Here is a 10,850-nt window from a genome sequence, read left to right as displayed (position 1 = left end):
CGCCGGCCCCGCGCCGCTCGTCCTGCCCGAGCATCCGAAGCTCACGCCCGAACAGGCCGCCGATGAAACCCGCCGCGCGCTCGCCATGCGCGACGACTTCGCGCGCGAGGTGAAGCGCCGTCTGCGCGTGCCGATCGCCGAGCAGCGCGCCTACGGCCAGCGCCTGCAAGCTGCGCTCGACGAGAAAGACCTCGGTGAGCTGGCGGGCGAGTACGTCATCCTCGTCGATCGCGCTGCCAACGTGCAGGCACTTTTCATCTACTTCCGCGCGATGCCGGAGGATTCCTGGCAGATGGTCGGCGCGTCGCCGGTCGCGACCGGCCGTCCCGGCGAATTCGATCACTTCCTCACGCCGCTCGGCGTGTTCGAGCACACGCCGTCGAACATGGACTTCCGCGCCGAAGGCACGATGAACCAGAACGGCATTCGCGGCTATGGTGCGCGCGACATGCGCATCTACGATCTGGGCTGGGTTGATGGCGAGCGCGGTTGGGGCAAGGGCGGCGTCTCGCCGATGCGCTTCCAGATGCACGCGACCGATCCCGATCGTCTGGAGCCGCTACTCGGCATCCGCCATTCGAAGGGCTGCGTGCGCATTCCGTCCACGCTGAACCGTTTCATCGATCATCACGGCATCATCGACGCCGAGTATCAGGCGCTCGTCGAGTCGGGCAAATCGCTTTGGGTGCTGCACTCGGATCGGCAGATCTCGCCGTGGGCAGGACGTTTCATCGTCGTGATCGATTCGGCGCGCAAGGCGCGGCCCGGCTGGGCGCCCGCGCCCGGCGCGAAGGCGCACGCGCAGGTGCCGAAGGGCGGCGATACGGCGGATTGATGCGTTGAGGCGTGCGCTTCACGACACGCGCGGCGTGGCTTCCAGCCCGCCGCGCGTGTCGTTTTGGGGAAGCGGTCGTGGCGGCGGAACGGTCAGCCGCGCCGCGCGATCAGCACGCCCGCGAGCGCCACGCCGAAACCCGCGATCTGGATCGGCGCGAGCGTCTCGCGAAACAGCAGCCAGCTTTCGAGCGCGGCCAGCGGCGGCGCGAGGTAGAGCAGCGCGGTGGCGCGCGCGGCATCGCCGTGCCGCACCATCCAGACGAGCAGCGTCACGCCCGCGCCCGAGAGCATCGCGATCCCCCACGCGAGCGAAATCCACAAGGTCGCCGAGCCGATCCAGCGATGTTCGCCGAGCGCGAGCGCCAGCAGCGCCGCGACGATCGCCGCGCCCGCGTTCTGCACCGCGCTCGCGCTGCGGATATCGGCCTGGGCGAGCGAGGTCTTTTGATACAGCGTGCCCGCCGTGATCGCGCCGACCGCGAGCACCGCGACCACGACCACCAGCAGCGGATTTGCGTGCGCGCCGGCCGGATCGGCGCTGGCGGTGGCGGTGGCGGTGGCGTGGAAGGCGGCGCTGAGCTTCGGCATCAGCACGAGCACGACGCCCGCGAGACCGAGCGACATGCCCTGCCAGCGCCGCATCGAGATGCGTTCGCCGAACAGCGGCGCGGCGAGCGTGGCCGTGAGCAGCGGCTGCAGCGCGCCGAGCAGCGCCATCACGCCCGCGCTCAGCCCTTGCGCGACGGCCCAGTAGCCCGCGCCCAGATACACGCCTTGCAGCAGCGCGCCCGCGAACAGATGCTTGCCGATCTCGCGTCCGCGCGGCCAGGGCGCGCGCATCGCCAGCGCGACGCAGGCGAACAGCGCGGCCGTGCCCGCGAAGCGCGCGAGCAGAAACAGATTGGGATCGGCGTAGGGCGCAATGGCGCGGGCGACGACGAAACCCGTCGACCACAGGACGACGAAGAGGGCGGGAGCGAGCGAGGCGAGCATCGGCTTTGAGGACGCGGGCGCGCGCCGCGGGGCGGCGCATCGGGTTCGAGAGGCCCGGAGTATCGCGCGGCGCGGCGGTGGCGGTCTTGTTCAGGACTGCACTGGTGGCGTGTTCCGGCGAATCGCAACTAACAGCCAGTTCTGCGCGGCGAGGTCAAGCGAAAAGGGCGAAACGCTGGCGGAGACGCTGCCGCCACAAAAGCAGCAGCCGTCATTCAGCCGCTACTCAGCCGTCATTCAACCGACATTCAGGCGTGGTTCAGGCGTCATTCAACCGACTCTCGCGCCAAATCTAGAACGCAACCAGCGTCGCGGCCACGCCGATAAACGCACCGCTGAGCGCGCACGCGATCAGCAGCGTGCGCGTGCGTCGATGTTCGCGGCGCAGCGCCTTCAGCATCCCGGCCGATGTCGTCGTTTGCGCGCCGGGCTGTCCATGCGCCACGTTCGCATGCCGATTCATGAAGTGATAAATCAGTTGCGGCACGCGCGGCGCGATCTGCGCGAGATGCGGCAGTTCCTGCGAAAGCCGCTTGATCCAGCCGTGATGACCCAGATCGCGACGGGCGATGTCGCCGAGCGTCGATCGGGCGATGCTCCACGCATCGATGCCCGGATGCATCGTGCGCGCGAGCGCTTCGGCTTCGCCGAAGGCGCGCTGCGCGGCGACGAGACGCGGCGACACCTCGCCGCCGAACGGCTGCACCGCATGCAGCAGATGATGAAACAGCGCGCCCGCGCTGCGCTCGCTCGAATCGTCCGCGAAGTGCGCTTCGCTGCGCGTGCGCAGTTCCGCTTCGATGCGTTCGGTGCGCGCGTGCGCGGGCACGTGGCCCGCGTGGTGATGCAGCTCCGCGAGCCGCGCGTAGTCCTGGTCGAACAGCGCCGTCGCGCCATGCACGAAGAACTCGCGCTCGGGCGAGGACAGGCTCGTCATCAGCGCGGCGCTCGCGAAGATCAGGCGTCCGCGCGTCTCGGGCTCGACGCTGACGGCCACGCGGCGCGCATCGAGGGCCGCGTGAAAGAAGCCGTGCTCGAAGGCCTGCTGCGTGACCACTTCGATCAGATGCGCGGCCACGCTCGCGGCGTTGATGCGATGCTCGGCGAGACCCACGACGTCGGTCGCGCGCACCGTGTCGACGTGCTGCACCGCGAGCGTGTGCGCGGTGCACAGTTCCCAGATCACATCGGGCACGAGCACGCGCTTGTCGTCGGCGAGATGGTGGCCGCTCTGGCTCAGGTTCGCGGCCTGGGCACGCAGATCGAAGCGGCGCTGCAAGTCATCGCGCAGCGTTTGCGCGAGCGCGCGCAATTGCAGCCGGCGCGCGCCGCCCGAAAGCCGTTCGAGCCAGCGCGCGACGCCGCATAGCAGCGCGGCGTCGTCGTCGACTTCTTCGGCCTGGTGCGTACGCAGCAGGCGCACCGTCACCAGATGATGTCCGTTGATGGGTTCGACGAGGCGCGCGACGTGAGTCTGCTCGCACCAGCCGTTGTGGCAGGGCGTGGGATCGATCCACGCGAGCAGCGTCTGCGGCGGCTTGCCGAAGGCGCGGTGCAGGGCCGCATCGAGTTCGGCGCCGGCCAGCGGCGCTTCGAAATGCTCGATCGACTCGATGGCGTCATGCAGCGTGATGGTGGCGAGTTCGGGCCGTGCGGCGAGCGTCTGCGCGAAGGCGCCCGCGATCGGCGCGAGCTTGGGCAGCGCGCCCGAGAGACGCGCGGCGAGGCGCTCGTCCTCGCGCATGCGCGCCGCGAGCGAGAGGATCCAGTGCAGCTTGTGATGCTCGGGCGCCGCGAGCCAGATCAGTTTGATGCCGTAGCGCAGCGCGCAAAACAGGAGACGCAGTTGACGAAGTCGTGCAAGCATGAAGTCGGCTGTCGACGAAACAGGGGCCGTCCGGCGCCCGGACGGCCACACGAGATTAGCAGGGATGACCGCGCGATGGCAGTGCCGGTTTTGCCTGGTGCGTCGGCCTGATCCGCAGCGCATGGCCTGCGCCACGGATCGCCGCCGCGCGGCCCGGCCCGTCGCCATGCGGTCGCGTAATACAATACGGCGGCCTTTTCAGATTTCCACGCGCGCCGCGCGCCCCACCCAGATGCTCGCAGAACAACGTCACCAATACATCCTTTCGCAAGTGAACCGGAACGGCGCGCTCTCGGTGGCGGATCTCGTGCGCGAGCTGCGCGTCTCGCGTGAAACCATCCGCCGCGATCTCAACACGCTCGCGGGCCGCGGACTGCTCGTCACCACACACGGCGGCGCGTTGTCGAGCGATCGCAGCGAGCCCGATCTCGATGTGCGCGAGGCCGCCAACGCCAGCGCCAAGCGCGCGATCGGCGAGCGCGCAGCAGAGTTCGTGCCCGACGGCGCGTCCGTCATCATCGATTCGGGCAGTACGACGCATGCGCTCGCGCGCGCGCTCACGGACCGCCATCGCCTCACGGTCTATACGAACGACTGGCGCATCGCGCTGCTGCTCGGCCGCCGCAACGAAAACCGCGTGACGCTGCTGGGCGGCGAGCTGTCCGATCACGAGGAAGCCACGTTCGGCCTCGATACCGTGCAGCAACTCTCGCAATATCACGCCGATTACGCCTTCGTCGGCGCGGGCGGCATCACCGCCGACGGCTGGCTCACCGATTACTCGCGCATGGTTTCCGAGGTGCGCAGCCGCATGCTGCTGGCGGCGGCCTGTGCGATCGTGGTCGCCGACCACTCGAAGTTCGGCCGCATGACGCCGGTGCGCATCAACGGCTTCGAACGCGCGCGCTACGTCATCACCGAACTCGCGCCGGACAAGACCGTCGCGCGTGCGATCGAGGCGCGCGGGCCCGAACTCGTCATCGCCTGATTTTTCCCGCCGCCGCTTTCTCCTTTTCTGCCTTTCCCGCCTTGCCGCCGCGCCGCGCTTTGATGCCGCGCGGCGCATTCCGCATCGCCTTTTACGCCCTTCCACGGTGATATCCGCGCACTCGCGCGGGGCATGCGTGCGTCCATCGATATGGGGATTTTTGGCGAATTGTGGAATTTTTTGACAAACGCCACAATCGTCATGGCCCTGTCACGAAAACCTGTGATTCTTGCCGGGCCCGTTCAGACGGGGCCGGCGCGCGATCAGGAGCACCACAGGGACGCCTCCTGGCGTGCTGTCCGGCTCGACGTCCCGGAGCGGCGACGACGGATTGCAGACAATCTGCAATCCGCGCGGCGCACCGGACGGGCATGGCTGGCGGCGCAGTCCGCCGACGTTCGATTGATCTGCGATCGACGACACGATCGCTGACACGACCAATGACACATACGCATCGGGTATCCCCGAGCCAATGGTTTTTGCCTTCGGAGAGTGACATGAACCACAGGAATTCCCATCGCGCCGGTTTTGCACGCAAGGCGCTGCCGATGCTGGCCGCCGCGGCGATGCTTCAGGGCGTCGCGCTGAGCGCCCATGCCGCCGGCGCGGTCGTGCTGTACACGGCCGACGGCCTCGAAAATCTCTACCGCGACGTGCTGCCGGCCTTCGAAAAGCAGGAAGGCGTGAAGGTCAACATCGTGACGGCGGGCAGCGGCGAAGTCGTGAACCGCGCGAACGTCGAAAAGGATGCGCCCAAGGCCGACGTGATCGTCACGCTGCCGCCGTTCATCCAGCAGGCGCAGCAAAGCGGCCTGCTGCAGCCGTACCAGAGCGTGAACTACAAGAACGTGCCGGCCATCGCCAAGGCGACGGACGGTTCGTGGGCGACGTTCGTGAACAACTACTTCTCGTTCGCGATCAACCCCGAAGTCGTCAAGACCCAGCCGAAGACCTTCGCCGATCTGCTGCACCCGGACTATTCGGGCAAGGTCGCGTACTCGAACCCGGCCACGGCCGGCGACGGCATGGCCGTGATCATCCTCACGACTTCGCTGATGGGCGAGGACAAGGCGTTCGACTATCTGAAGAAGCTCGAACAGAGCGCCAAGTTCCACACCAAGGGCACGGGCTACCTCGACGTGCTGCTTTCGCGTAACGAAATCTCGGTGGCGAACGGCGACCTGCAGATGGATCTCGACGACGCGGCCAACGGCGGTCTCTCGCTCAAGCCGATCTTCCTCGCTGCCGACGCGAACAGCCATCCGACCACGTTCCAGCTGCCCTACGCGATCGGCCTGATCAAGAACGGTCCGAACCAGGCGGCGGGCAAGAAGCTGATCGACTATCTGATGTCGACGGACGTGCAGGCGAAGGTGCCGGACATCTTCGGCATTCCGGGCCGCACGGACGTGGCGCTCACGGGCAAGAACGGCGAAGTCGTCAAGCAGGCGATCCAGGGCGTCAAGCTGATTCCGGTGGACTGGAACCAGGTGATGGCGAAGAAGGCCGGCTGGACCACGCGCTGGAAGAATGAAGTGATCGGCTCGTCGGGCAAGCAGGTCGAAGTCGTCAAGCCGCAATAAACGTGGCTCGCTGCGCGCGGCCGCCTCGCGGGGCCGCGCGCGCATGCATTGAGTCATACGTGGAGATGAACCGGTGAATACCGCAACCCTGGCGTCGGCCGACCTGGCCCGCGCGATGCCGGACGTGTCCGGTCTAACCGATACGGCGGCCGTGGCCGGCGTGCAGATCGATCGTCTGAGCGTGCGCTTCGGCGCGCGCACGGTGCTGAACGACCTGTCGCTCACGATCCGGCGCGGCGAACTGCTGACCGTGCTGGGCCGCAGCGGCTGCGGCAAGACCACCTTGCTGCGCTTCATCGCGGGCTTCATCGAAGCCGACGGGCTGGCGGGCACGCTGACCGTTGCGGGCCGCGACCTCACGCACGTGCCGCCGCATCAGCGCAACCTGGGCTTGCTGTTCCAGAGCTATGCGCTGTTCCCGCATCTGTCGGTGTTCGAGAACGTCGCGTTCGGGCTGAAGGCGCGCCGCGTGCCGTCGCGCGAGATCGCGCGGCGCGTGGCCGATGCGCTCAAGCTCGTGCAACTCGGCGATCAAGGCCACGTGATGCCCGCGCAACTCTCGGGCGGCATGCAGCAGCGCGTGGCGCTGGCGCGCGCGCTCGTGATCGAGCCGGACGTGCTGCTGCTCGACGAACCGCTTTCGGCGCTCGACGCCAATCTGCGCGCTTCGGTGCGCAGCGAACTCAAGGCGCTGCACGAGCGTCTGCCCGACCTGACGATCGTCTGCGTGACGCACGATCAGGACGACGCGCTGGTGCTCTCCGACCGCACGCTGCTGATGCGCGACGGCCGCATCGCGCAGCTCGGCACGCCGCAGGAACTCTACGACACGCCGAACGACGCGTACGTAGCGCGCTATCTGGGTGCGGCGAACCTGCTGCCGCCCAGCGTGGCGTTCCCGGTCGGCGACGCGCGTCACGACGTGCGCGACAAGCTCGCCTGCCTGCGTCCCGAAAGCCTGCGCATCGCGCCGCTCGGCGAAGGGCAGTTGCACGGCACGATCGAATCGGTCGAATGGTATGGCTCGGTGCTTTCCGTGCCGGTGCTGCTCGACGCGATGCCGAACGAACCGGTGCTCGTCACCATGCAGCGCGGCCACGGCATCACGCCGGAGAAAGGCATGCGCGTCTCCCTGCGCTACGAGGCTGACGATGTCGTCCTTATCCACCCCTGATTCGAGCGCGGCGGCGGCTGCGCCGTTCGCCTTGCCGGGCGCCGACGCCCACGCGGCCGCCGTGCGCCGCCGCGAGCGCCGCGCGCAATGGCACATCGCGTTTCTTCTCGTGTTCGTGCTCGGGCCGCTCGTGGTGTATCCGCTCGTGCGTCTGGTGCTGCTGAGCCTCACGGGCGCGCATGGTCTGGGCTTCGGCGCCTACGCGAGCTTCTTCGGCAACCCGGATTCGCGCGGCGTGATCGGCACGACGCTGTGGATCCTGTTTCTGAGCGCGGGCCTCGCGTCGCTGCTCGGCGTGGCGATCGCGGCGATGCTGTTCTTCAAGCCGTTTCCGGGCGCGCAGCTCGTCACGCGCTTTCTCGAACTGTTCGTGGCGTTTCCGTCGTTTCTGGTCGCGTTCACGCTGATCTTTCTGTACGGCTCGCAGGGCTCGGTGAGCATCGGCTTGCAGCGCCTGTTCCATCTGCAATCGCCGCCGCTCGATTTCCTGTTCGGCATCGGCGGCGTGGTGCTCGCGGAAGTCGTTTTCTACGCGCCCTTCGTGGTGCGCCCGACGCTCGCCGCGTTCTCGCTGCTCGACATGCGGCTGATCGAAGCCGCGCGCAGTCTCGGCGCGAATAACCGCATGGTCGCCGCGCGCGTGATCCTGCCGCTCGCGTGGCCGGGCATCGCCGCCGGCACGATCCTGTGTTTCCTGCTGACGTTCAACGAGTTCGGCATTCTGCTCGTGCTCGGCAGCGCGCATCTCGTCACGCTGCCCGTCGCGATCTATAGCTCGGCGACCGTCGATCTCGACTTGCCGACCGCCGCCGCGGGCGCGGTCGTGATGCTCGCGATGTCGCTGTCACTGTATGCGCTGTATCGGCGCGTGAATCGACGCAGTCACGGAGGCGCGCGCAATGTCAACTAATCCGGTTAGCGAAGGCGCGAGCGTCGCGCTGCCGCCGAAGCATCTGCGTGCGCGGCCCGTCGAGCGCAGTTTCGTATCGCGTTTTGCGGGCGGCGTGCTGCTCGCGCTCGCCGCGCTGCTGTGCTTCTGGTTGTTCGTGTTGCCGGTGATCGTCGTCGCGCTGTCGAGCGTGGCGTCGCACTGGTCGGGCACGATCCTCCCCGATGGCTACAGCACGCGCTGGTTCGAGCGGCTCGGCTCGACCGATTTCGACGCGCTCGCGACGAGCCTCGAAGTGGGCTTCGGCGTGGCCGTGCTCGGCACGGCGCTCGGACTGTGGCTCGCGCTGGCGCTCGAAGGCCGCGACCGCAAGGGGCTCGGCGCGGTCGTCGATACGCTCGCGATGGTGCCCAACGGCGTGCCGAGCGTGGTGCTCGGTCTCGCGGTGCTGATCGCCTATCACAAGGCGCCCGTGGATCTGTCGAGCTCGGCGGCCATCGTCGTGTTCGTGCAGCTCGCGCTGGTGTTGCCGTTCTGTTATCGCTGCGCCTCGGCGGCGTTGCGTCCCGAGCTGACCGTGCTGCGCGAAGCGGCCGCGAGTCTCGGCGCGCCGCCCGCGATGGTGCTGCGCCGCGTGGTGCTGCCGCAGCTCGTGCCCGCGATCCGCGCGAGTCTCGCGCTGGGTTTCGCGCTCTCGCTCGGCGAACTGGGCGCGACGCTCACGGTGTATCCGCCGGGATTCCAGACGGTGCCGATCGTCGTGGTCGGCGCGGTCGAGCGCGGGTATTACCTGCCGGCATCGGCGCTGTCGCTGATTCTGCTGATCGTGTCGCTGGCGGCGCTGCTGCTGATCGCGGCGCGCGTGCCGCGTCGGCGTGCGGCCTGAGTCGATGAACGCACGATGGCTCGACGCGCCGGACAAGCGTGCCGGGCGCGATGCAAGGGAACGACGCGAAGTGCGTAACGAAGACGAGACGAGCGTGTCGAAAGACGGACGCGATGAAGCGCAGGCGGGGTCTCGGGCGCAATCTCAGGCGCAGTGGGGCGGGGCATCGTCACTCAGCGCCGCGACTACGCCGATCGCACCGATTGCTCCGATTGCACTGTTACGCCAGCATTCGCTGACCGATCTGGTGCGCGACGAGATCGAGCGCTGTATCGCGGGCGGTCAGCTCGAACCGGGCGCGAAGCTCGTCGAAGCCGAATGGGCGGCGCGTCTGCAGGTGTCGCGCGGTCCGGTGCGCGAGGCGTTCCGCGCGCTCGAACAGGCGGGTCTCGTGCGCAACGAGAAGCATCGCGGCGTGTTCGTGCGCAGCGTCTCGGACGCGGAGGCCGCCGAACTCGCGGCGCTGTGCACGGTGTTGGAGGAAGCGGCGTGCCGCACGCTGGCGGCGCGTATCGACGCGGCCCAGGTCGCCGATCTTCGCGCGCGGCTCGATCTCATGCGCGACACGCTCGCTCATATCGACGACGACACGCACTACGCGCGGGCGCGCGAGGCGTTTCGCGACGCGCTGGTGGCGGCGGCGGGCAACGGCAAGCTGCACGAGGCGTATCGGCGCGCGGTGCGCGAGTGGCGGCTGTCGCCGCGCGATGCGTTGACGGACGCGGCGCGCGAGCGGTCGTATGCGCGGCATCGGGCGATCCTGAATGCGCTCGCGTCGCGCGACGCCGAGGAGGCGGCCGCGCTGATGCGCGCGCAGGACGAGTTTGTATAGACGAAGGCGGCGGCGCGGGTGGTGCGGCTGTTGTCGTCGCGATCGAGAAAAGGATGGAGAAGCATGGCACTGAGTCTGGACGATATTCGCAGCCTGTTCGAAACGCACGGCGAGCAGGCCTATAGCGGCGAGCCGGTGACGCAGCTCGAACACGCGCTACAGAGCGGCGCGCTGGCCGAGGAAGAGGGCGCGAGCGACGAACTGGTGGCGGCCGCCTTTCTGCACGACCTCGGGCATCTGCTGAACCATCAGGGCGAAACGCCGACGGCACGCGGTATCGACGACCTGCATCAATACTATGCGCTGCCCTTCCTGCGTCCGGTGCTGCCCGATGCGGTGCTGGAGCCGATCAAGCTGCACGTCGATGCGAAGCGCTATTTGTGCGCGACCGACGACGCGTATTTCAGTTGCCTCTCGGCGGACTCGGTGCGCAGCCTGCAGCTGCAAGGCGGTATTTTCGATGCGGAGACGGCGCGCGAGTTCGCATCGCGTCCCTACGCCGACGATGCGGTGCGCCTGCGCCGCTGGGACGATCTCGCCAAGGTGGCGGGCAAGCCGACGCCCGATCTCGATCACTATCTGCGGATCGTCGAGCGAGTGATGGCGCGCCACGCCTGACATATCAAAAAAGCGCTTGCAATATGTCATCTGCATGACTAGAATTCGCCTCCTTCGCAATTCACTGTCACTGACAGCGCAGCGCGAAGCCCGCGACGAGAAACCCGCGGGTCGGTTCGGCAACAAGCTTTTAAACGGCAACGTAAAAAAAGAAGTTGACGAAACGAAAAAGAGCCTTCATAA

General features: G+C 67.7%; 11 protein-coding genes. 9 read left to right on the top strand and 2 right to left on the bottom strand.

Translation table 11 applies throughout. From position 1 onward, the window contains the following. On the top strand, positions 1–835 hold an 835-nt coding region (locus tag LDO54_RS38085), incomplete at its 5' end, for a L,D-transpeptidase (protein ID WP_224018193.1). 92 nt (positions 836–927) lie between these two features. Here LDO54_RS38085 and LDO54_RS38080 read toward each other — a convergent pair. Together LDO54_RS38080 and LDO54_RS38075 are read right to left on the bottom strand one after the other, a co-directional pair. Beyond that, complete coding sequence (locus tag LDO54_RS38080; RefSeq protein WP_224018192.1) at positions 928–1,830, bottom strand: DMT family transporter; 903 nt, start codon at positions 1,828–1,830, stop codon at positions 928–930. A gap of 292 nt (positions 1,831–2,122) precedes the next feature. Then, a complete protein-coding gene (locus tag LDO54_RS38075) occupies positions 2,123–3,697 on the bottom strand; it encodes an ABC1 kinase family protein (RefSeq protein ID WP_224018190.1) in 1,575 nt (524 codons plus the stop codon). A 232-nt stretch (positions 3,698–3,929) separates the two neighbouring features. On the opposite strand from LDO54_RS38075, the gene LDO54_RS38070 reads away from it, so the two are divergent. From LDO54_RS38070 to LDO54_RS38035, 8 genes are all read left to right on the top strand, one after another. After that, positions 3,930–4,685 (top strand): DeoR/GlpR family DNA-binding transcription regulator, encoded by a 756-nt coding sequence (locus tag LDO54_RS38070; protein ID WP_224018197.1) that lies wholly within the window; start codon positions 3,930–3,932, stop codon positions 4,683–4,685. A gap of 132 nt (positions 4,686–4,817) precedes the next feature. Then, a complete protein-coding gene (locus LDO54_RS38065) occupies positions 4,818–5,117 on the top strand; it encodes a hypothetical protein (protein WP_224018188.1) in 300 nt (99 codons plus the stop codon). A 65-nt stretch (positions 5,118–5,182) separates the two neighbouring features. Continuing rightward, positions 5,183–6,268 (top strand): 2-aminoethylphosphonate ABC transporter substrate-binding protein, encoded by a 1,086-nt coding sequence (gene phnS / locus LDO54_RS38060; protein ID WP_224018186.1) that lies wholly within the window; start codon positions 5,183–5,185, stop codon positions 6,266–6,268. 73 nt (positions 6,269–6,341) lie between these two features. Continuing rightward, positions 6,342–7,442 carry a 2-aminoethylphosphonate ABC transport system ATP-binding subunit PhnT gene (gene phnT, locus LDO54_RS38055; protein WP_415774557.1) on the top strand — a complete coding sequence of 367 codons (1,101 nt, stop codon included), beginning with the start codon at positions 6,342–6,344 and terminating at the stop codon, positions 7,440–7,442. Then, positions 7,420–8,352, top strand: coding sequence for a 2-aminoethylphosphonate ABC transporter permease subunit (locus LDO54_RS38050; RefSeq protein ID WP_224018184.1), 933 nt, complete (start codon positions 7,420–7,422; stop codon positions 8,350–8,352). Before phnT ends, LDO54_RS38050 begins: the two co-directional genes overlap by 23 nt. Further along, positions 8,342–9,217 carry a 2-aminoethylphosphonate ABC transport system, membrane component PhnV gene (phnV, locus tag LDO54_RS38045; protein ID WP_224018182.1) on the top strand — a complete coding sequence of 292 codons (876 nt, stop codon included), beginning with the start codon at positions 8,342–8,344 and terminating at the stop codon, positions 9,215–9,217. Before LDO54_RS38050 ends, phnV begins: the two co-directional genes overlap by 11 nt. 4 nt (positions 9,218–9,221) lie before the next feature. Continuing rightward, the gene (locus tag LDO54_RS38040; protein ID WP_224018180.1) at positions 9,222–10,049 is read left to right on the top strand and encodes a GntR family transcriptional regulator; all 828 of its coding nucleotides are present in this window, start codon (positions 9,222–9,224) and stop codon (positions 10,047–10,049) included. 63 nt (positions 10,050–10,112) lie between these two features. Further along, complete coding sequence (locus LDO54_RS38035) at positions 10,113–10,667, top strand: phosphonate degradation HD-domain oxygenase (RefSeq protein WP_224018178.1); 555 nt, start codon at positions 10,113–10,115, stop codon at positions 10,665–10,667. The last annotated feature ends 183 nt before the right edge of the window (positions 10,668–10,850 follow it).

The sequence above is a fragment of the Paraburkholderia tropica genome (genome assembly GCF_914484835.1).
Classification (GTDB): Bacteria; Pseudomonadota; Gammaproteobacteria; order Burkholderiales; family Burkholderiaceae; genus Paraburkholderia; species Paraburkholderia tropica_A.
The sequence above is the reverse complement of the archived record's forward strand: the minus strand, read 5'-3'. Positions and strand labels throughout refer to the sequence as shown.